Origin of the sequence: Methylibium sp., assembly GCF_035762065.1 — a bacterium.
Lineage (GTDB): Bacteria > Pseudomonadota > Gammaproteobacteria > Burkholderiales > Burkholderiaceae_C > Methylibium.
Genome location: NZ_DASTPW010000049.1, coordinates 12,803 through 33,078, shown reverse-complemented (window position 1 = coordinate 33,078; position 20,276 = coordinate 12,803). Strand labels below are relative to the sequence as shown.

Here is a 20,276-nt window from a genome sequence, read left to right as displayed (position 1 = left end):
ATGAAGCTCGCCACCTTGAAGGACGGTTCCCGCGACGGGCAGTTGATCGTCGTCGCACGCGACCTGGGCCTCGCGCACCATGCGTCGGGCATCGCGACGCGCTTGCAGCAGCTGCTCGACGACTGGAACTTCCTCGCGCCGCAACTGCAGGACCTGTACGAGACGCTCAACAGCGGCAAGGCGCGTCACGCCTTCGCCTTCGAGCCGGCACAGTGCATGGCGCCGCTGCCGCGCGCCTACCAATGGGCCGACGGCTCCGCGTACATCAATCACGTCGAGCTGGTGCGCCGCGCGCGCGGCGCCGAAGTGCCGGAGAGCTTCTACACCGACCCGCTGATGTACCAGGGCGCGAGCGACGACTTCCTCGGCCCGCGCGACGACGCGCCCTTCGCATCGGCCGACTGGGGCATCGATTTCGAGAGCGAGATCGCGGTCGTCACCGGCGACGTCGCCTGCGGCACCGCGCCCGACGACGCGATCGACCAGGTGCGGCTGCTGATGCTGGCCAACGACTGGAGCCTGCGCAACCTGATCCCGGCCGAGCTCGCGAAGGGCTTCGGCTTCTTGCAGAGCAAGCCGGCCACCGCGTTCGGGCCGGTCGCGGTGACGCCCGACGAGATCGGCGCCGCATGGCGCGGCGGGCGCGTGCACCTGAGCGTCGAGTCGCGCTGGAACGGGCAGCGCGTCGGCCTGTGCGAAGCAGGGCCGGAGATGACCTTCCACTTCGGCCAGCTGATCGCGCATGTCGCGAAGACGCGGCGCCTCGCGGCCGGCAGCATCGTCGGCAGCGGCACCGTGAGCAACAAGGACCTCTCGCACGGCTACTCCTGCATCGCCGAGAAGCGCGCGCTCGAGATGATCGAGTCGGGTGCGCCCGCCACGCCGTTCATGCAGCACGGCGACACCATCCGCATCGAGGTGCTGGGCACCGATGGGCAGAGCGTCTTCGGCGCGATCGAGCAGCAGGTGCGCATCGGGGGCCGGGCCGCTCAACGCGGCGCTTCGGCGGGCGCCGAGGCGCTGGGGGCCGGCTCCGGCGGCAGGTAGCGCTCGAGCAGCGCGAACCAGCGGTCGTAGAACTCGCTGGAGACGATGGTCTCGCTCGCGACCTTGACCAGCGAATCGTCGCTGCCCGGCAGCGGCAGCGAGACGGAACCGAACACGCCGACGCCCACGCCCGCGGCGTTGTTGGTCCGCTTCAGCGCGTAGCGATCCTGCACCGCGTTGACGAACACCGTCGCGTGCTCGCTGCCCGCGAACTCGGCGACGCAGACGATGTTGAAGCTGATCTGCACGTGGCTGTCGGAGACCGGCTGGAAGTTCTTCGCGCCCTGCACCAGGTCGGGCCGCGCGGTGCTGATGATGTAGCCCTGGCTCAGCAGCGCGCGGCGGGCCGCCTCGCAGCTGCGCTCGCCCGAAGCCACCATCACGCGCGAGAAGGTGTTGGCCGAGCCGAAGGCTTCGCGCTCGAAGACCGGCGGCCTGCCGGTCGAACAGCCGCCAGCGGCGACAAGGGCGGCCGCCGCGCAGGCGGCGGCAGGAAGGCGGAAGGCGTGCATGGCAACAGGTGTCGATTCACAAGCGGGTCCGAGGCGCGGACGCCGCGAAGGTTTCAGGTTTCCACCGCGTCGAGACTATCCTGCCGCGCCGCCGGAAGACCCCACGATGCACCCGCCTTCATCCCGCCTCGCGCACGCGCACGTGCGTGTGCGCGCAGCCGCAGCCCGATGACCGCCGGCGTCGCCTTCGCGCTCGCCGCGGGCCTGATGTGGGGGCTGGTCTTCGTCGCCCCGACGCTGCTGGCCGACTACCCGAGCGCGCTGCTGTCCACCGGCCGCTACCTCGCCTTCGGGCTGATCGCGCTGCCGCTCGCCTGGCTCGACCGCGCGCGGCTGGCCGAGTTGACGCGCGCCGACTGGATCGAGGCGCTCAAGCTCTCGCTGGTCGGCAACCTGCTGTACTACCTGTGCCTCGCGGCGGCGATCCAGCGCGCCGGCGGGCCGCTGCCGACGATGATCATCGGCACGCTGCCGGTGGTGATCGCGGTCGTCTCGAACCTTCGCGACGCAAGGCGCGACGGCCGGCTGCCGTGGGGGCGGCTCGCGCCCTCGCTCGCGCTGATCGCCGCCGGCATCGGCTGCGTGAACCAGGCCGAGGTCGAGTCGATGCGCAGCGCGACGGGCGCGCTGGACCTCGGCCGCTACGCGAGCGGCGCGGCGCTCGCGGTGCTGGCGGTCGCCTGCTGGACCTGGTATCCGCTGCGCAACGCCGACTGGCTGCGCGCGCACGCGGATCGCAGCCCGCGCAGCTGGGCCACCGCGCAGGGCGTCGCCACCCTGCCGCTGGCGGCCGTCGGTTTCGCGGCGTTCTGGCTGTGGAACGCCGCCGGCGGCGGCAGCGGCTTCGCGATGCCGCTCGGCCCGCAGCCGCTGCGCTTCGTGCTGCTGATGCTGGCGATCGGGCTGTTCGCCTCCTGGCTCGGCACGCTGTGCTGGAACGAGGCGAGCCAGCGGCTGCCGACCTCGCTGGCCGGCCAGCTGATCGTCTTCGAGACGCTGGCCGCGCTGGCCTATGCCTTCTTGCTGCGCGGCGTGTGGCCCGCGCCGGCGACGTTCGCCGGCATCGCGCTTTTGATGGCCGGCGTGGCATGGGCGCTGCGCGTGAAGCCCGAGCCGCTCGCGGCCGACGCGCACGCCGGCTGAGCCGGTCGGCCGCACTGCCTTCGTCGGGATCGACCGGCCCGCCGCTTGCCGAAGCCCGCCCCGATGAACGACGCCGCACCGAACGAGCCGGCCGCCCGCGACGAGCCGATCAGGCGCTGGCTGCCCTGGGTCGTCGCGACCGCGCTGTTCATGGAGCAGCTCGACTCGACCATCGTGAACACCGCGGTGCCTGCGATGGCCGAAAGCCTCGGCGTCACGCCGCTGAGCCTGAAGGCGGTGGTCACCAGCTACATCCTGAGCCTGGCGGTCGGCATCCCGGTCAGCGGCTGGATCGCCGACCGCTGGGGCACGCGGCGCGTGTTCTTCGGCGCGGTGGCCTTGTTCACCATCGCGTCGATGCTCTGCGGGCTCGCGCAGAACGTGCCGATGCTGGTGGCCGCGCGCGTGCTGCAAGGCCTGGGCGCGGCCTTGATGATGCCGGTCGGCCGCCTCGCGATCGTGCGCACGTTCGCGAAGGGCGAGCTGCTGCGCGCGATGAACTTCGTGATCATCCCGGCACTGATCGGCCCGCTGCTCGGGCCGACGGTCGGCGGGCTCATCGTGCACTGGGCCTCGTGGCGGGTGATCTTCTTCGTCAACCTGCCGGTCGGGCTCGCGGCGCTGTGGCTGATCCACAAGCACATGCCCGACTACCGAGCCGCGCCGCGGCCGCTCGACGGCGTCGGGCTCGTGCTGTTCGGCAGCGGCGCGGCGCTGCTGTCGTGGCTGCTCGAGGTCTTCGGCGAACACCGGCTCGATGCCGTGCAGACGATCGTGCTGTTCGCGCTGGCGCTCGCGCTGCTGGGCGGCTACGTCGCGCATGCCCGCAAGGCGGCCTACCCGCTGCTGCGCCTCGCGCTGTTCAAGGTGCGCACGTTCCGCGTGTCGGTGCTCGGCGGCTTCGTCACGCGCCTGGGCATCGGCGGCCTGCCGTTCCTGTTGCCGCTGCTCTACCAGATCGGCCTGGGCCTGCCGGCCTGGCAATCCGGCCTCTTGATGATGCCGGCCGCAGCCGCGGCGATGGGGATGAAGTTCTTCGCCACGAAGCTGCTGCGGCGCTTCGGCTACCGGCAGGTGCTGATCGTCAACACCGTGATGATCGGCGTGACGATCGCCGGCTTCGCGCTGATCGTGCCGGGGACGCCGATCGCGCCGATCGTGCTGCTGAGCCTGGCGCAGGGCCTGTTCAATTCGCTGCAGTTCACCAGCATGAACTCGATGGCCTACGCCGACATCGAGCCGGCCGACACCAGCATGGCGAGCAGCATCGCCAGCACGATGCAGCAGCTCTCGATGAGCTTCGGCCTCGCCTGCGGCTCGCTGGTGGCCGCGGCCTGGCTCGGCGAGGTGCCGCAGACCGATCGCGTCGCGGTCGCGAACGCGCTGCACCATGCCTTCGTCACGCTGGGCGCGGTGACGGTGCTGTCGTCGCTGTCGTTCTGGACGCTGCGGCGCGACGACGGCGCAAGCGTCAGCCGCGGCGAGGCGCCGGCGCAGGCGGCGACGACGGAGGCGGCGACGAAGGGCCCGTGAGCGCGGCCGCGGCGCGTGCGATGGCGCGGACGGCCGAACCCTGCGTCACGACCCTTCAGCCGAGCGCCTCGTCCAGTGCCTCGACCCAATGCTTCACCGGCATCGAGGTGCCGCCCTGCAGATGCTGGATGCAGCCGACGTTCGCCGAGACGATCGCGTCGGCCGCGAGCGGCAGCAGGTGGCCGAGCTTGCGGTCGCGCAGCGTCTTCGCGAGCTCGGGCTGCAGCACCGAGTAGGTACCGGCCGAGCCGCAGCAGAGGTGGCTCTCCTCGGCGGCCAGCTGCACTTCGAAGCCCAGCTCGCGCAGGCCCGCCTCGACGCCGCCGCGCAACTGCTGCCCGTGCTGCAGGCTGCAGGGCGGGTGGAACGCGAGCCGTGATCGGGCCTTCACGCGCGGCTTCAGGGCCGCGACGATCGCCGGCAGCAGCTCGCTCAGGTCCTTCGTCATCGCGCTCACCTTCGCGGCGCGCTCGGCGTAGGCCGGGTCGTGGCGCAGGTGATGGCCGTACTCCTTGACGGTCGTGCCGCAGCCGGAGGCGTTCATCACGATCGCCTCGACCTTGCCCTGCCCGCCGAAGCCCTGCACCAGCGGCCACCACGCATCGACGTTGCGGCGCATGTCGGCGAGCGCGCCGTCGTGGTCCGACAGGTGATCGCGGATCGCGCCGCAGCAGCCGGCGCCGTCGGCGACGAGCGTCTGGATGCCAGCGGCGTCGAGCACGCGGGCGGTCGCGCTGTTGATGTTGGGCGCCATCGCGGGCTGCACGCAGCCGAGCAGCATCAGCATCTTGCGCGGGTGGTGGCGGGTGGGCCAGCGGTGCGCGCTGGCCGGCGCGCGCGCCGGCACCTTGCTTTTCAGCGCGGCCGGCACGAAGGGGCGAAGGAGCTGGCCGAGCTTCATCGCCGGCGCGAACAGGGGCGAGGTCAGGCCTTCCTTCAGCGCGGCGCGCGCGGCGCGTTCCGCCGCGGGCCGCTCGACCTTCGCATCGACGACCCGCCGGCCGATGTCCACCAGCTTGCCGTACTGCACGCCCGACGGGCAGGTGCTCTCGCAATTGCGGCAGGTGAGGCAGCGGTCGAGGTGGACCTGCGTCTTGCGCGTCGGCTCGGCGCCCTCGAGCACCTGCTTGATCAGGTAGATGCGGCCGCGCGGGCCGTCGAGCTCGTCGCCGAGCAGCTGGTAGGTCGGGCAGGTCGCGGTGCAGAAGCCGCAGTGCACGCACTTGCGCAGGATGGCTTCGGCTTCGGCGCCGTCGGCGCTGCCGGCGTAGTCGGGCGCGAGCGTGGTCTGCATGCTCAGGCGAACGTGGGCGAGGCGGCCTGGGCCAGCGCCGTCGCGGGCAGGAACGGCAGCACGTTGCGCAGCGCGCGCTCGACGAAGGCTTCCTTCTCGCCCACCGGCGCGACGTAGTGCATCGCGTCGCGCGCCGCCTGCAGCGCGGCCTCGCGGCCCGCTTCCTGCTCGACGAGGCGCACGATCAGCCAGCTCGCGAGGTACATCGACGCGAGACAGCCGCCGGCCGTCGCGACGTTGCCGCGCGCGAAGAAGGGCTGGTCGAGCACCTCGACGCCCGCCTCCTGCACCCAGGGCTTCGTGAGCAGGTCGGTGCAGGCCGGGATGCGCTGCGCGTCCGCGCCCCGGCCCTCGAGCAGCCCGAGCTTCGCGAGCAGCAGCGTGCCCGAGCACTGCGCGCCGATCAGCTGCCGCGATGCATCGAGGCGCAGCTGCGCGAGCAGCGCCTCGTCCCGCGCGAACTCGCGCGTCTTGATGCCGCTGCCGAGCAGCACCGCATCGGCCTCGCAAGCCTCCGCGAGCGTGGCCTGCGCGTGCACGACGACGCCGTTCATCGACGTCACCTGCGCCGTCGGGCAAGCGAGCGACACGCGCCAGCCGGGCCGCTTGACGCGGTTGAGGATGCCGAGCGCGACGATGGAGTCGAGTTCGTTGTAGCCGTCGAGCGTGAGGATGGCGATGTGCATGGCTTGCCTCGTCAGAGATCCGGGTAGAGCCGACCGCGGTTGAAGATGCCGGCGGGATCGAACTCGCGCTTGAGCTCGCGGTGGATGCGATCCAGCGGCGCCGCCAGCGGCGTGAACACGCCCTGCGACTTGTCGGCGCCGTGGAAGAGCGTCGCGTGGCCGCCGAGCTGCTGCGCGGCTTCGCGCACGCTCGCCGCGCTCTGGGCGGTGCACCACCAGCGCTGCGCGCCGCCCCATTCGATCATCTGCTCGCCGTGCAGCGCGAGCGGCGCGGCGGTGGCGGGCAGCGACAGGCGCCACAGCGCCGCGCCGGAATTCGACGCGACCGCGGCACGCGCCTTGACGAAGAACTCGTCGTCGTGGTCGCGCAGGCCGCGCCAGAAGCCCTCGGCCAGCGCGTCGTCGATGCGTTCGCCGCCGAAGCGCGCGGACAACGAAACGGCGGCCGCCTCGACCGCCGCGCGCGCACCGCGCAGCCGCACGACCAGCATGCCGGCCCACCACGCGCTCGCGCCGATCGGCAGCGGCTGGCCGCCCCAGCGGTTGATCCGTTCGAGCGCCGCGGCCTCGTCGATCTCGAAGCGCAGCGTCGCCGTCGCGGGTGCGACCGGCAGCACCTTCAGCGACACCTCGAGGATCACGCCGAGCACGCCCATCGAGCCGCACAGCAGCCGCGAGACGTCGTAGCCGGCGACGTTCTTGATGACCTGCCCGCCGAAGCTCAGCACCTGGCCGCGGCCGTTCAGCAGGGTCGCGCCGAGCACGTGGTCGCGCACCGCGCCGGCGCTCGCGCGCGCCGGGCCGCTCAGGCCGGTGGCGACCATGCCGCCGACGGTGCCGCGGCCGCCCGGGCCGCCGGCGAAGCGCGGCGGCTCGAACGGCAGGTGCTGCCCGCGCTCGGCCAGCGCCGCCTCCAGCTCGACGATCGGCGTGCCGGCGCGCGCGGTGACCACCAGCTCCGTCGGCTCGTAGCTGGAGATGCCGGCAAGCGCCGTGGTGTCGAGCGGCTCGCCGACGACCGGGCCGCCGTAGAAGCACTTCGAGCCGTGGCCGGCGACGGCGAGCGGCGTCGCCCGCTCCTGGGCGGTGCGCACGCGATCGATCAGCGCGGCCAGCGCGGGATGCTGCGGTGAAGCCATCGGTGCGCTGCTCAGAACCGCGGCAGCTCGGGAAACGGCAGCAGCCCCTTGCTCACGTGCATCTTTCCGTACTCGGCACAGCGATGCAGCGTGGGGATCGTCTTGCCGGGGTTGAGCAGCCCCTGCGCGTCGAAGGCGCGCTTGACGCCGAAGAACTGCTCGCGTTCCTCGGGCGTGAATTGCACGCACATCTGGTTGATCTTCTCGATGCCGACGCCGTGTTCGCCGGTCACGGTGCCGCCGAGCTGCACGCTGGTTTCGAGGATGTCGGCGCCGAACAGCTCGGCGCGGTGCAGTTGGTCGGCGTCGTTCGCGTCGAACAGGATCAGCGGATGCAGGTTGCCGTCGCCGGCGTGGAAGACGTTGCAGCAGCGCAGCCCGTACTTGCCTTCCATCGCGGTGATGCGCGTCAGGATCTCGGCGAGCTGGCGGCGCGGGATCGTCGAGTCCATGCACATGTAGTCGGGGCTGATGCGCCCGCTCGCCGGGAAGGCGTTCATGCGGCCGCTCCAGAACTTCATGCGCTCGGCCTCGCTGGCGCTGATCGCGAAGCGCGTGGCACCCGCGCCTTCCATCACCGCGACCATGCGGGCGATCTCTTCCTCCACTTCCTCCGGCGTGCCGTCGCTCTCGCAGATGAGGATCGCGGCGGCGTCGAGGTCGTAGCCGGCATGCACGAAGTCCTCGACCGCGGCGGTCATCGGCTTGTCCATCATCTCCAGGCCGGCCGGGATGATCCCGGCGCCGATCAGCTCGGCCACCGCGCGGCCCGCGGCCTGCACGTCGGCGAAGCTCGCGAGGATCGCGCGCGCGAGGACGGGCTTGGGCACGAGCTTGACGGTCACCTCGGTCGTCACCGCGAGCATGCCTTCGGAGCCGATGACGGCCGAGAGCAGGTCGAGCCCCGGCGCGTCGAGCGCCTCGCTGCCGAATTCGACCGGCTCGCCCTCGACCGTGTAGCCGCGCACGCGCAGCACGTTGTGGATCGTCAGGCCGTACTTCAGGCAGTGCATGCCGCCCGAGTTCTCGGCGACGTTGCCGCCGATGGTGCAGGCGATCTTGCTGCTCGGGTCGGGCGCGTAGTACAGGCCGTGCGGGGCCGCCGCCTCGGTGATCGCCGCGTTGCGCACGCCGCACTGCACGCGGGCGGTGCGCGCGAGCGGGTCGAGCTGCAGGATGCGGTTGAACTTGGCGAGCGACAGCGTCACGCCCAGCGCGTGCGGCATCGCGCCGCCGGAAAGCCCGGTGCCGGCGCCGCGCGCCACCACCGGCACCCGCAGCGCGTGGCAGGCCTTGAGCACCGCGGCGACCTGCGCCTCGGTCTCGGGCAACGCCACCGCCAGCGGCAGCTGCCGGTAGGCGGTGAGGCCGTCGCATTCGTAGGGGATCGTGTCCTCGCGCTGCCACAGCAGCGCGTGCGCGGGCAGCAGCGGCGCGAGCGCGGCGACGACTTCGGCCTGGCGTCGCGCGCGGGCGGTCGGGTCGTCGGTACGGGGCGCCGCCAGCACGGCGGCGTCGATCGGGGCGTTCATCGTCGGCAGACTCCTCGGCGCGCGAACCGCAGGAGCTTAAGCGCTGCCTCGAAGCCCGGCGTGGCGCGGGTCGTCGCGGCCGGGCGGGCGGCGGCGGCCGTTCGCGCGGGCGACGGCTCCGGCCGCGGCGCGGCAGCGCGAGCGCCGGCGGCGAGTCGTTTGCAACGCGACCGCGGCGACGGGCGCGCGGCCGGCGCCCTTACACCCTTACGCCCTCAGTACGGCGACGGCTCCGGCGGCGCGCCGTTCGGCCGCGGCGGCGGCGTCGCGCCGGGACGGGGCCCGGGCCGCGGGCCGGGGCGCGGCGCCGGCTCGTAGCGCGGCGGCTCGACGGGATGCACGCGCGGCGGGCGATGCCAGCGCGGCAGCACCAGCACCGGCGGTTGGGCCGCCGCGTCGGCGCGGGCCTGTGCGGCGTCACGTTCGGCGCGCGCGGTCTGCGCGCGCAGGCGTTCGATCTCGAGTTCGCGCTCGCGCTCGCGCTCGCGCTTGCGGTCGCGCTCTTCGCGGCGTTCGAGCCGCGCGTTCAGCTCGCCGGCGGCGCGCGCGTTGCGCTCGGCCAAGGCCCGGCGGCTCTCGGCCTGCGCCGGCGTCTCGGCCTCGACGGTCCATTGCCGCTCGGTGCGCGCGCCGGCCTGCGGGCGGTCGGTGAAGACGATGCGGCCGTCGGGCAGGCGTTGCTGAACGATGGTGGTGGCGCTGGTGACCGCCGCGGCCGGCGCCGCGGCAGCCGAAGCCGCGCTGGCCGGTGCGCCTGCGGTCTGCCCCCATGCCACGCCGCCCGCGGCGGCCAGCGCGCCGAGCAGCGCGCGCGCCACGGTCTGCTTCACGGCGCGCCGTCCCTCGGCTCGCGCTTCGCCGCATCCGATGGCCACCAGCTCTCCAGCCGCGCCGCGGCCCATTCGCGCCCGCCGAGCCCGAAGGCCAGCGCGACCGCGAACACCAGTCCGCCGAGCACGATCAGGAAGCTCTGGCGCAGCAGGGCGCCGCCGATGTCGAGCTGGTCGACCGCCAGCACCAGCACGACCACCAGCACCCCGTAGCGCGCGAGGCGCCCGAGCATCTCGGCCTCGCCGAGCTTCAGCCCCTGTGCGTAGGTCTGGACCAGCATGCCGAGGAAGCGCGCGAAGTACGCGCCGAGCGCGACGATCGCCAGCGCGATCACGAGCTTGGGCACGAACAGCAGCAGCTTGCCAAGCAGGTCGCTGACCTGCGCGAGGCCGAGCCCGTTGGAGGCCACGATCGCGGCGATCAGCACCACGACCCAGCCGGTCAGCATGCCGAGCAGATCGACTGTGTCGACCTCGGCGCCACCGCGCTGCAGTGCGCCGTCGAGGCCGGCGCGCTGCGTGAGGATGTGGATGTTGATCGCGCGCAACGCCTTGACCACCGCGAAACGCGCCGCCTTCGCAAGCAGCACGCCGGCCACCAGCACCAGCAAGGCGATCGCCAGCCGCGGCAGGAAGGCGGCGATCTGCACGAGGAAGGCCCGTGCAGGCTCGAGGAACATGGTGTCGACGCGATCCACGCTTGTGTCCTTCTTGGTCAGTGGCTCTGCCGCGCGTCGCTCAGGGCGCGACGCACGGGCACGGCCTCGTCGGGCCGCCGCGGCGCATCCGGCGGCGCCGGGCGGCGCGCGGTGCCCCTCGACGCGGGCAGCGAAACCGCAACGGGGTGGTTCATGTCATGCGGAGCAGGCCCTGCACCGGGATCTCGACCCAGTCCGGCCGGTTGCCGAGTTCGTAGCCGAGTTCGTACACCGCCTTGTGCAGTTCGTAAAGCTCGAGCAGGCCGGCGGCCGCGGTCGCCTCGGGCGGCGCCGACTCGCGGTAGCCGGCGAGGAAAGCCTCGCGCACGCGACCCTGCCACTGCGCGGCGACCGGCGCGAGCGCGGCGGCCTCCTCCGGCGTGCGGGCCGCGGCGCGCAGCGCGCTGATCGCGGCGTAGTCGAACGAGCGCAGCATGCCGGCCACGTCGACCAGCGGCGAGCGCTTCGCGCGCCGCTCCTCGAAACCGCGGCCGGGCTCGCCCTCGAAGTCGATCAGCACGAAGTCGTTCTTGACCACCAGCACCTGGCCGAGGTGGTAGTCGCCGTGGAAGCGGGTGCGGCGGCTGTGCGTGCCGGGCGCTTCGATCCGGTCGATGCGCGCGACGAGCCGCGCACGCGCGGCCAGCAGGCGGCGCGCCGGCTCGACCGCCGCCGGCACGAGCGTGCCCGCATCGAGCGCGCCCTGCAGCTGCATCAGCACCGCCGCGAGCTGGTCCGCGACGCTGCGCTGGTCCGCCGCGACGTCGGCGGCGCCCAGCGGCTCGGGCTCGAAGGCGGCGTCGCCGGCCGGCGCCGCCAGCGCCGCATGCAGCTCGCCGGTGCGCCGGCCGAGCGTGGCGATGCGCTCGACGAACAGCAGGTGCACGTCCTCGGTGCCGGCGGCGCCGTCGCGCAGCGCTTCGAGGTGGCGGCTCAGGTGGTCCAGCGCCCAGCTCCAGCCGTCGCCCTGGTTCTCGACGTAGCCCTGCGCGATCGCGAGCGTCATCAGCGTGCCGTCGTCGCCGGCGTACTCGAGCACGCCGGCGACCGGCACCGCGTGCGGAAAGCGCGCGACCTCGGTCAGGAAGCGGCCGACCTCGAATTCGGGGTTCATGCCGGCGCGCAGGCGCCGGTAGCCCTTGAGGAACACGCGCTCGCCGAAGGTGACCACGGTGTTGCTGCTCTGGCCCTGCGGCCGGCCGACCGGAAGCGCCGCCAGCGCCGCGCGCGCGCCGGCCGCGTCGTCGGCGCCGACGATGCCGGCGAAGGCCCGCGTCGTCGAAAAGCGCAGCTTGCCGCGCGAGGTGGCGAGCTCGCTGCCCGCGGCCATCGCGCCGAGCACCGCGCGGGCGAAGCGCTCGTCGGCGAAGGCGTCGCCCATCACGCCGGTGGCGGCCTGCTGGCGCACCCGCGCGACCGCGGTGGCGGCGAGCGCGGCACGCGAACGCTCGTCGTCGATGTCCTCCCAGGCCATCGCAAGCGGCACGAAGTAGTTCGGCGCCTCGTGGGTCTGCGCGAGGTCGAGCGCGACGATCGGCAGCAGCCAGCCGGCGCGCCCCGGGCCGCCGGTGCCGGCGATCGAAGGCGCCTGCGTCTCGCCTTCGGCGGCGGCGGCCGACCAGATCGCCTGATCGACGAGGCGCGCGCGTTCGATGCGGCGGTCCTTCATCGCGAACCAGCGCTGCGTCTGCACGTGGCTGGGCAGCACGTCGGCCTCGAAGGCGTTGCGGGTGCGCGTGGCCAGGCCCATGCGCCAGGGCACCGCCTGCTCGCGGAAGAAGCTGAGCCAGCCGTCGAACAGCACCAGCACCGGCCGGTCCTCGGCGGGCGTGAGCGCCTCGTGCCAGGCCGGCGCCGGCGCGTCGCTGGACAGGCGGAACCAGTAGAAGCCGTGCGCGGGGATGGTCAGCAGGTACGGCAGCTCGCCGATCGGCGGGAAGGCCGCGCGGCCCAGCAGCTCGACCGGCACCCGGCCCTTGAACGCCGACAGATCCAGCTCGACCGGCTGCGCCGAGCGCCCGAGGTTGAACACGCAGAGGATCACCTCGCCGATCGTCTCGGCCGGCGAGGTGGTCAGCACGCGCAGATAGGCGAGGATCTTGCGGTTGCCCGGCTTCAGGAACAGCAGCTCGCCGCGCCCGAACGCGCGATGCGCGCCGCGCGTGGTGAGCATCCGGCGCATCCAGTTGAGCAGCGACGACGGGTCGCGCTGCTGCGACTCGACGTTGACCGCCTGGAAGCCGTAGACCGAATCCATGATCGGCGGCAGGTACAGCCGCTGCGGATCGGCGCGCGAGAAGCCGGCGTTGCGGTCGAAGCTCCACTGCATCGGCGTGCGCACGCCGTTGCGGTCGCCGACGAAGAAGTTGTCGCCCATGCCGATCTCGTCGCCGTAATAGATGATCGGCGAGCCGCGCATCGACAGCAGCAGCGCGTTCATCAGCTTGATGCGGTCGAGATCGTTGTCCATCAGGGGCGCGAGGCGCCGGCGGATGCCCAGGTTGATGCGCGCACGCGGATCGCTCGCGTACGTGCTGTACATGTAGTCGCGCTCCTTGCTCGTCACCATCTCGAGCGTCAGCTCGTCGTGGTTGCGCAGGAAGATCGCCCACTGGCAGGTCGGCGGGATCTCCGGCGTCTGCTCCATGATCTCGGTCACCGGGAAGCGGTCTTCCTGCGCGATCGCCATGTAGATGCGCGGCATCAGCGGGAAGTGGTAGCAGGCGTGGCACTCGTCGCCTTCGCCGAAGTAGTCGCGTACGTCCTCGGGCCACTGGTTGGCCTCGGCGAGCAGGAAGCGGTTCGCGTACTGCGCGTCGATCGCCGCGCGCAGCTGCTTGATGACCGCGTGCGTCTCGGGCAGGTTCTCGTTGTTCGTGCCTTCGCGCTCGATCAGGTAGGGGATCGCGTCGAGCCGGAAGCCGTCGACGCCCATGTCGAGCCAGAAGCGCATCGTCTTGAAGACGGCCTCGAGCACCGCGGGGTTGTCGAAGTTGAGATCGGGCTGGTGGCTGAAGAAGCGGTGCCAGAAGTAGGCCTTCGCGACCGGGTCCCAGGTCCAGTTCGAGGTCTCGGTGTCGGTGAAGATGATCCGCGTGCCGGCGTACTTCTCGGGGTCGTCGCTCCAGACGTAGAAGTTGCGCTCGGGCGAGCCCGGCGGCGCCTTGCGCGCGCGCTGGAACCAGGGGTGCTGGTCCGAGGTGTGGTTGATCACCAGCTCGGTGATGACCTTCAGGTCGCGCTTGTGCGCCTCGGCCAGCATCAGCTTGAAGTCGTCGAGCGTGCCGTACTGCGGATGCACGTCGTCGTAGCCGGCGATGTCGTAGCCGTCGTCGCGCAGGGGCGACGGGTAGAACGGCATCAGCCAGATCGTGTTGACGCCGAGTTCCTTGACGTAGTCGAGCTTCGCGGCGACGCCGCGGAAGTCGCCCATGCCGTCGTCGTTGCTGTCGAAGAAGGCCTTGACGTTGAGCTGGTAGATGACCGCGTCCATGTACCAGAGCGCCGCGTCGCTCGGCGTGTCCTGCGACGGCAGCAGCTGCGGGTGGGTCGGGGCATCCATCGCGCGAGGTTCAACCTTCGTAGTAGTCGAAGCCGTGCTCGCTGCGGCGCCGCGCGCGCAGCTGCATCACGTGGGCCGGAGTGTGGCGCGGGTCGAGGATCACGAAGGCCGAGCCGCCGCGCCAGGCGAAGCGCTGCTCGGTCAGCAGGTCGTGCATCTGGTATTCGGTGTCGTGCGCGATGCCGAGCGCGGCCACGTCGAGCTGCAGCCAGCCCGACTGCGTCGCATGCGGGTCGAGGTTCACCACCGTCAGCAGCACGTCGTCGCCGCATCGCTTCGAATAGACGATGAGCTGCGGGTTGTCGCAGCCGTGGAAGCGCAGGCCGTCCATCGACTGCAGCGCGGGGTGCGCGCGGCGGATGCGGTTCACGTGGGCGATCAGCGGCGCGAGGCTGTCGGCACGGTCGAGTTCCCAGCTGCGCAGCTGGTACTTCTCGGAATCGCGGTACTCCTCGCTGCCCGGCTCGCGCGGCGTGTTCTCCATGAGCTCGAAGGCCGGGCCGTAGAACCCGTAGTTCGATGCGAGCGTGGCGGCGAGCACGAGCCGCAGCGCGAAAGTCTCGCGGCTCGCGTGGTGCAGCTGCTCGTTGAGGATGTCCGGCGTGTTCGGCCAGACGTTCGGGCGGAAGTGGTGGCGCCCCGGCCCCTGCGCCAGTTCGGTGAAGTACTCGACGAGCTCCCGGCGCGTGTGGCGCCAGGTGAAGTAGGTGTAGCTCTGCGAGTAGCCGAGCTTCGCGAGCCGGTGCATCACCTTCGGCCGCGTGAAGGCCTCGGCGAGGAAGATCACCTGCGGATGCTCGCGGCGGATCGCGCCGATCGCCCATTCCCAGAACGCGAAGGACTTGGTGTGCGGGTTGTCGACGCGAAAGATCTGCACGCCCTGCGCGATCCAGAAGTCGAAGATGCTCTTCAGCTCCGCCCACAGCGCGCGCCAGTCGTCGCACTCGAAGTTGAACGGGTAGATGTCCTGGTACTTCTTCGGCGGGTTCTCGGCGTACTGCACGCTGCCGTCGGGGCGCCAGCGGAACCACTGCGGGTGCTGCTTGACGTAGGGGTGGTCGGGCGCGCACTGGAAGGCGATGTCGAGCGCGATCTCGATGCCGTGCTCGGCCGCGCGCGCGCACAGGCGCCGCAGATCCTCGACGGTGCCGAGCTCGGGCAGCACGCTCTTGTGCCCGCCCTCTTCGGCGCCGATCGCCCAGGGGCTGCCGACATCGCCCGGCTCCGCGCTCACCGCGTTGTTGCGGCCCTTGCGCTTGTCGCGGCCGATCGGGTGGATCGGCGGCAGGTAGAGCACGTCGCAGCCGAGCCGGGCCACGTACGGCAGCCGCGCCTCGACGTCGGCGAGCGTGCCGTGGCGGCCGGGCTCGTCGCTCGCCGAGCGCGGGAACAGCTCGTACCAGGTCGAGAAGCGCGCGCGCAGCCGGTCGGCCTGCAGCGGCAGCGCCTCGCTGCGCACCGCGAGCGAACGATCGGGATGGCGATCGACCAGCGCATCGAGCGCATCGTCGAGCGCCTGGGCCTTCAGCGCCTCGGCGTCCATCGCCTTGGCCGCCGCGGCCTTCTTCAGCTTGGCGGCCGCGTCCTTCAACAGCTTGCGCTCGGCCTTCTCCTCGGGGCCGACGCGGCCCGCCGCCGCGTCGATCAGCTCGACGCCGACGCGCGCCGCGACGCGGATGTCCGCCGGCTCGACGCGGCGCAGCAGCTCGGCCCGCCACGAGCGCCAGTGATCGACCCACGCGATCACCTGGTAGCAGTAGCGCCCGGGCACCGGGGGCGTGAAGGCGGCCGACCACTCGTCGTTGAACGCGGGCGTCATCTCGACCTCCCGCGCATCGGCAGCCTCGGCGCCTTCGCCGCCTTCCGCCCACCAGCGCAGCACGAGGCGGGGCTTGTCGTGGCCGTCGGTGAAGCCGTGCGCCTGCACCTCGAAGGGCTCGCCGGCAATGCACTTCACCGCGAAGCGGCCGCCGTCGATCACCGGCATCACCGCGTCGATCACCGCGCGGCTGCGGCCGTCCTCCAGGCCGGGCGGCACGATCCCGGGCGGGCGCGCTTCGGCGGTGTGCGCTTCCCTGTCGTTCGCCGGGGTGCCGGCGGTGCCTGCGCGTCCTTTGGCCATGGTGTTCTTCAGGCTTCGTGCCGCAGCACGATCGTCGAAAGCGGCGGCAGCGTCAGCACCAGCGAATGCGGCCGGCCGTCGCGCGGCAAGGGCGCCGTGTCCACGCCGCCCAGGTTGCCCCAGCCAGCGCCGCCGTAGTGCCGGCTGTCAGTGTTGAGCACCTCGCGCCAGCGGCCCGCGGCCGGCACGCCCACCACGCGGTTGCGCCGCGGCTCCGGCGTGAAGTTGCAGGCGACCAGCAGGGGCGCCGCGCCGTCGGGTGCGCGGCGCAGGAAGACGAGCACGCTGTGCTCGGCGTCGTGCAGGTCGATCCACTCGAAGCCGTCGCCGTCGAAGTCGCGCCGGTGCAGCGCCGGCTCGCTGCGCAGCAGGCCGTTGAGGTCGCCGAGCAGCTGCATCACGCCGCGGTGCTCGGCGCGGTCGAGCAGGCCCCAGTCGAGCTGGCCTTCGTGCGTCCATTCGCGCCGCTGCGCGAATTCGCTGCCCATGAAGAGCAGCTTCTTGCCCGGGTGCGTCCACATGTAGCCGTAGAGCGCGCGCAGGTTCGCGAAGCGCTGCCATTCGTCGCCCGGCATCTTGCCGAGCAGCGAGCCCTTGCCGTAGACGACCTCGTCGTGCGAGAGCGGCAGCACGAAGTTCTCGTCGAAGGCATAAACGAGCGAGAAGGTCAGCTGGCCCTGGTGGTACTTGCGGTGGACCGGCTCGTGCTGCAGGTAGGCCAGCGTGTCGTGCATCCAGCCCATGTTCCATTTCATGCCGAAGCCCAGGCCGCCCATCGTCGTGGGGCGCGAGACGCGCGGCCAGGCGGTCGATTCTTCGGCGATCGTCACCACGTCGGGATGCTCGCGGTAGACGACCTCGTTGAGCGCGCGCAGGAAGTGGATGGCCTCGAGGTTCTCCTTGCCGCCGTGGCGGTTCGGGATCCATTCGCCGTCCTTGCGCGCGTAGTCCAGGTAGAGCATCGAGGCGACCGCATCGACGCGCAGTCCGTCGAGGTGGTAGGCGCCGAGCCAGTGCAGCGCCGAGCCGATCAGGAACTCGCGCACCTCGTCGCGGCCGTAGTTGAAGATGCTCGAGTTCCATTCGGGGTGGAAGCCCTGGCGCGGGTCTTCGTGTTCGTAGAGGTGCGTGCCGTCGAACCACTGCAGGCCGTGCGCGTCGGTCGGGAAGTGCGAGGGCACCCAGTCGAGGATCACGCCGATGCCGCGCTGGTGCAGGTGGTCGACGAAGGCCATGAAGTCCTGCGGCGTGCCGAAGCGCGCGGTCGGCGCGAAATAGCCGGTCGTCTGGTAGCCCCAGGAGCCGTAGAACGGATGCTCGGTGATCGGCATCAGCTCCACGTGGGTGAAGCCGAGCTTTTCCACGTGCTCGGCCAGACGCGGCGCCAACTCGCGCCAGCCGAGCATGCGGCCGTCGTCGCGCAGCCAGGAGCCGACGTGGCATTCGTAGATCGACATCGGCGCATCGAGCCCGTTGCGCCGGGCGCGGTCGGCCATCCATGCCGCATCGTTCCATGCGTGCTCGAGCGACCACAGCCGCGAGCCCGTCGCCGGCGGCGCTTCGGCATACAGCGCCCAGGGGTCGGCCTTGTCGAGCGTGGTGTGGCCGTCGGCCGTGACGATGCGGTACTTGTAGACCTGACCGTGGCGCGCATCCGCGCTGCGGCCGGACCACACGCCGCGCTCGCTCGGCGCGAGCGCGTCGGCCAGCGGGTTCCAGCCGTTCCACTCGCCGACGACCGAGACCGCGCGCGCGTTCGGCGCCCACACCGAGAACGTCGCGCCCTCGCCGCCGGGCAGCAAGCGCGCGCCGAGGGCGCGTCGGTCGGTCGGTTGCGAAGCGGCGGCCGGCGCCCCGGCGGCCGCGTGTTCGCTGCGCAAGTGCTGCGGAGGGGTGATCGCTTCAGTCAAACGCCATCCTGGTTGCTTTGCGCCTTGGGCCCCGGCGACAGCAAGCCGCGTTCCCGAAGCGCTTCCTTCGCGCCGGCTCAGGCCGGCTCGGCGAAGACGGTCAGGACGCCGGTGTAGCCGTACAGATGCCGGTGGCCGATCTCGCCGGCCGCGAAGAAACCTACCAGAGGAACGTCGCCGAGCGCATGCCTCAGGATCTGCAGCTCCGCCGAAGGCCCGCCGAAGTGCGGCCCGCCGCGGCCCGAGCAGCTGACGTAGAGCGCGCCGGCCACCTTGCGCCCGCCGGAGCGCGACACCGCCGCGCCGGGCCGCGTCTGCGTGACCAGATCGGCATCGCCCCGCGGGGCACGCCGCGGCAGGGGCAGCTCGGCCGGCTCGAGCGCGCTGCGGATCTCCGTCGCGATGCGCACGAGATCGCGGCGCGCGGCGTCGGTGTCGCGGCGGCAGAACGCGAGCTGCTGGCCGGCTTCGACGCTGTCGGCCACCGCGATGCCGCGGCGCTGCGGATCGATGCCGACCAGATGGCGCACGCGCGTCTCGGTGCCGAAGGCGCCGCGGCGCGCGGGCGTGACGAACTCCGAGGTCGGCGCCAGCGTCGCGAAGGCCGAGGCCAGCGGCGGCGCGCCGAACTCGGCCTGGGCCTCGTCGTCGGACAAGCCGACCAGCGTCGTGCGCAGCTTCGGCAGCGCGGCGCGCGGCTCACGCGCGTCGACGCCGAGGTCGCGCAGCAGGCAGTCGAGCGCCGGCTCGCCGTCGAGCGCATAGACCACATGGCGATCGGCCTCGGTGATGCGCCGGGTCGCGCCGATCGGCTGGCAGCCCTGCGTCACGCGCGAGACCAGCGCCACCTCGCTCGCGAACGCGACGCCCGACAGGCCGCCTTCGAACACGCCGGGCCGCGCTTCACCGCCCGCCGCGCCGGCCGCCGCGCCCGGCGAGGCGATCGTCAGCGTGCGGTTGCGCGCCGCCGCGAGGCCGCCGAACAGGTAGCCGCTGTCCATGCGGTCGGACAGCTCGCCGATCAGGCCGGCGAGTTCCTGCGTCGAGGGATCGGCATGCACCAGCGCGGCGTGCGCCGCGAAGCCCGCGCTCGCCGCCAGCGGGCGCAGGCCCGAGAACAGCCGGAACTGCTCGCGCGGCAGCGCGGCCAGCATCACCGCGAGGCCGGGTTCGTCGAAGTACTCGACGCCGCTCGCGCACACGCCGACGCCCACCGTGCCGACCCAGTCGACACCGGGCCAGCGCTCGCGCAAGGCGGCCAGCAGCGCTTCGGCCGCGGGGGCGTAGTGGTCGGTGACGTAGCACCAGCCGAGCGTCGGCGCGGCGGCGTGGGCCTGCAGGCTGCGCTGCGCGTCGATCTGCGCGGCGACGAGGCCGAAGGCCATGCGCCAGTCGGGGTGCGTGGCGTGGGCGTGGACGAAGGCGGACATCGAAGCGGCAGGCTGGCGCGGGAGCGGCCCGGTGGGAGCGCGGAGTGCGGCGAAGGTTCGCGCGGCGCGCGCTTCAGGTCTTCGCGGTGCGGCGCGCAGCGCGCGCGGGCGCCTTGGCCGGCGCCGACTTGCGGGCCTTCGCCGCGGCCTCCTTCGCGCGCACCACCGAGTTCGCGACCCCGCCGGCCACCTTCGCGGCCTGCCGCGCAGGAGCCATGCCCACCTTGATGGTCTGCAAGGCGAGGTCGTTGCCCTTGGCGAGCATGTCGCCGGCCATCTGGCGGGCGGCGTTCGCGGCGCTCTCGGCGGCGGCGTCCTTCACCGCGCCGGCGGCGATCTGGGTGAACTGCTTGGTCAGCGCGCCCCACCACTGCATCGGATCGACCACCGCGGCCGGCGCCGCCGCCTTCGCGCCGGCGCGCGAGCGCGGCGGCTTGCCGGCCGAGGGCGCCGGTGCGTCGTCGGACTGCGCCTCGGCCGCTTCGCCGGGCGCCTTGATGCGCATCGAGTCGCGCAGGTCGGTGATCTGCACGTTCATCGTCTGCAGCGTGCTGAGCGTCATCTTCTGCACTTCGAGCGCCTGGATCGTGGTGCTCAGCATGCGCGAGTTCTGGTCGAGCCAGAACTGCACCGTCTTCAGCTCCTCGATGCGCTTTTCCAGTTCTTCCGGGTTCAGCGTCGGCGCGACCCACTGGCCGATGCCCGGCAGCACCGAGCCGGCGTTCTTCACCAGGCCCTGGAGGAAGTCGAATCCGGGGACGAGCTTCGCGAAGTCGGGCGCGTTCGAGATCATCGGTGTCTCCTTTGCCGGGGCGGGTCCGGACGATTGTGCGACCCG

The 20,276-nt window shown here is 72.2% G+C and carries 15 protein-coding genes; 3 read left to right on the top strand and 12 right to left on the bottom strand.

The window, feature by feature from the left end:
- The gene (locus tag VFR90_RS14655) at positions 1-1,047 is read left to right on the top strand and encodes a fumarylacetoacetate hydrolase family protein (RefSeq protein WP_326406892.1); all 1,047 of its coding nucleotides are present in this window, start codon (positions 1-3) and stop codon (positions 1,045-1,047) included.
- Here VFR90_RS14655 and VFR90_RS14650 read toward each other — a convergent pair.
- The gene (locus tag VFR90_RS14650; RefSeq protein ID WP_326406891.1) at positions 990-1,559 is read right to left on the bottom strand and encodes a DUF2242 domain-containing protein; all 570 of its coding nucleotides are present in this window, start codon (positions 1,557-1,559) and stop codon (positions 990-992) included. The genes VFR90_RS14655 and VFR90_RS14650 overlap by 58 nt on opposite strands.
- 168 nt (positions 1,560-1,727) lie before the next feature.
- Between VFR90_RS14650 and VFR90_RS14645 the strand changes: the two genes are divergently transcribed.
- Together VFR90_RS14645 and VFR90_RS14640 are read left to right on the top strand one after the other, a co-directional pair.
- Positions 1,728-2,702, top strand: coding sequence for a DMT family transporter (locus VFR90_RS14645; protein ID WP_326406890.1), 975 nt, complete (start codon positions 1,728-1,730; stop codon positions 2,700-2,702).
- A gap of 63 nt (positions 2,703-2,765) precedes the next feature.
- Positions 2,766-4,235, top strand: coding sequence for a DHA2 family efflux MFS transporter permease subunit (locus VFR90_RS14640; RefSeq protein ID WP_326406889.1), 1,470 nt, complete (start codon positions 2,766-2,768; stop codon positions 4,233-4,235).
- A gap of 55 nt (positions 4,236-4,290) precedes the next feature.
- Here the strand turns inward: VFR90_RS14640 and glcF are convergent, their stop codons facing one another.
- The 11 genes from glcF to VFR90_RS14585 all read right to left on the bottom strand — a co-directional run bounded on the left by glcF (position 4,291) and on the right by VFR90_RS14585 (position 20,231).
- Complete coding sequence (gene glcF / locus VFR90_RS14635) at positions 4,291-5,529, bottom strand: glycolate oxidase subunit GlcF (RefSeq protein ID WP_326406888.1); 1,239 nt, start codon at positions 5,527-5,529, stop codon at positions 4,291-4,293.
- Positions 5,530-5,531: 2 nt separating this feature from the next.
- Complete coding sequence (locus VFR90_RS14630) at positions 5,532-6,215, bottom strand: DJ-1/PfpI family protein (protein WP_326406887.1); 684 nt, start codon at positions 6,213-6,215, stop codon at positions 5,532-5,534.
- 11 nt (positions 6,216-6,226) lie between these two features.
- Complete coding sequence (glcE, locus tag VFR90_RS14625; protein WP_326406886.1) at positions 6,227-7,354, bottom strand: glycolate oxidase subunit GlcE; 1,128 nt, start codon at positions 7,352-7,354, stop codon at positions 6,227-6,229.
- An 11-nt stretch (positions 7,355-7,365) separates the two neighbouring features.
- Positions 7,366-8,886 carry an FAD-linked oxidase C-terminal domain-containing protein gene (locus VFR90_RS14620; RefSeq protein ID WP_326406885.1) on the bottom strand — a complete coding sequence of 507 codons (1,521 nt, stop codon included), beginning with the start codon at positions 8,884-8,886 and terminating at the stop codon, positions 7,366-7,368.
- 215 nt (positions 8,887-9,101) lie between these two features.
- The gene (locus VFR90_RS14615) at positions 9,102-9,716 is read right to left on the bottom strand and encodes a hypothetical protein (protein WP_326406884.1); all 615 of its coding nucleotides are present in this window, start codon (positions 9,714-9,716) and stop codon (positions 9,102-9,104) included.
- On the bottom strand, positions 9,713-10,414 hold the full coding sequence (locus VFR90_RS14610) for a mechanosensitive ion channel family protein (protein WP_326406883.1): 702 nt from the start codon (positions 10,412-10,414) through the stop codon (positions 9,713-9,715). Before VFR90_RS14610 ends, VFR90_RS14615 begins: the two co-directional genes overlap by 4 nt.
- Before the next feature lie 151 nt (positions 10,415-10,565).
- Entirely contained in the window at positions 10,566-13,976 is a 3,411-nt protein-coding gene (gene treS / locus VFR90_RS14605) for a maltose alpha-D-glucosyltransferase (RefSeq protein WP_326406882.1), read from the bottom strand.
- A 10-nt stretch (positions 13,977-13,986) separates the two neighbouring features.
- A complete protein-coding gene (locus VFR90_RS14600; protein WP_326406881.1) occupies positions 13,987-16,098 on the bottom strand; it encodes an alpha-1,4-glucan--maltose-1-phosphate maltosyltransferase in 2,112 nt (703 codons plus the stop codon).
- An 8-nt stretch (positions 16,099-16,106) separates the two neighbouring features.
- Complete coding sequence (glgB, locus tag VFR90_RS14595) at positions 16,107-18,008, bottom strand: 1,4-alpha-glucan branching protein GlgB (RefSeq protein WP_326406880.1); 1,902 nt, start codon at positions 18,006-18,008, stop codon at positions 16,107-16,109.
- 77 nt (positions 18,009-18,085) lie between these two features.
- Positions 18,086-19,438 (bottom strand): FIST signal transduction protein, encoded by a 1,353-nt coding sequence (locus tag VFR90_RS14590; RefSeq protein WP_326406879.1) that lies wholly within the window; start codon positions 19,436-19,438, stop codon positions 18,086-18,088.
- 73 nt (positions 19,439-19,511) lie between these two features.
- Positions 19,512-20,231, bottom strand: a complete 720-nt coding sequence (locus VFR90_RS14585; protein ID WP_326406878.1) for a PhaM family polyhydroxyalkanoate granule multifunctional regulatory protein — start codon at positions 20,229-20,231, stop codon at positions 19,512-19,514.
- Between the last annotated feature and the right edge of the window lie 45 nt (positions 20,232-20,276).

Coding starts and splice junctions, on each gene's coding strand:
- VFR90_RS14655 (WP_326406892.1), top strand. CDS start 1: ATGAAGCTCGCCACCTTGAAGGACGGTTCCCGCGACGGGCAGTTGATC.
- VFR90_RS14650 (WP_326406891.1), bottom strand. CDS start 1,559: ATGCACGCCTTCCGCCTTCCTGCCGCCGCCTGCGCGGCGGCCGCCCTT.
- VFR90_RS14645 (WP_326406890.1), top strand. CDS start 1,728: ATGACCGCCGGCGTCGCCTTCGCGCTCGCCGCGGGCCTGATGTGGGGG.
- VFR90_RS14640 (WP_326406889.1), top strand. CDS start 2,766: ATGAACGACGCCGCACCGAACGAGCCGGCCGCCCGCGACGAGCCGATC.
- glcF (WP_326406888.1), bottom strand. CDS start 5,529: ATGCAGACCACGCTCGCGCCCGACTACGCCGGCAGCGCCGACGGCGCC.
- VFR90_RS14630 (WP_326406887.1), bottom strand. CDS start 6,215: ATGCACATCGCCATCCTCACGCTCGACGGCTACAACGAACTCGACTCC.
- glcE (WP_326406886.1), bottom strand. CDS start 7,354: ATGGCTTCACCGCAGCATCCCGCGCTGGCCGCGCTGATCGATCGCGTG.
- VFR90_RS14620 (WP_326406885.1), bottom strand. CDS start 8,886: ATGAACGCCCCGATCGACGCCGCCGTGCTGGCGGCGCCCCGTACCGAC.
- treS (WP_326406882.1), bottom strand. CDS start 13,976: ATGGATGCCCCGACCCACCCGCAGCTGCTGCCGTCGCAGGACACGCCG.
- VFR90_RS14600 (WP_326406881.1), bottom strand. CDS start 16,098: ATGGCCAAAGGACGCGCAGGCACCGCCGGCACCCCGGCGAACGACAGG.
- VFR90_RS14590 (WP_326406879.1), bottom strand. CDS start 19,438: ATGTCCGCCTTCGTCCACGCCCACGCCACGCACCCCGACTGGCGCATG.
- VFR90_RS14585 (WP_326406878.1), bottom strand. CDS start 20,231: ATGATCTCGAACGCGCCCGACTTCGCGAAGCTCGTCCCCGGATTCGAC.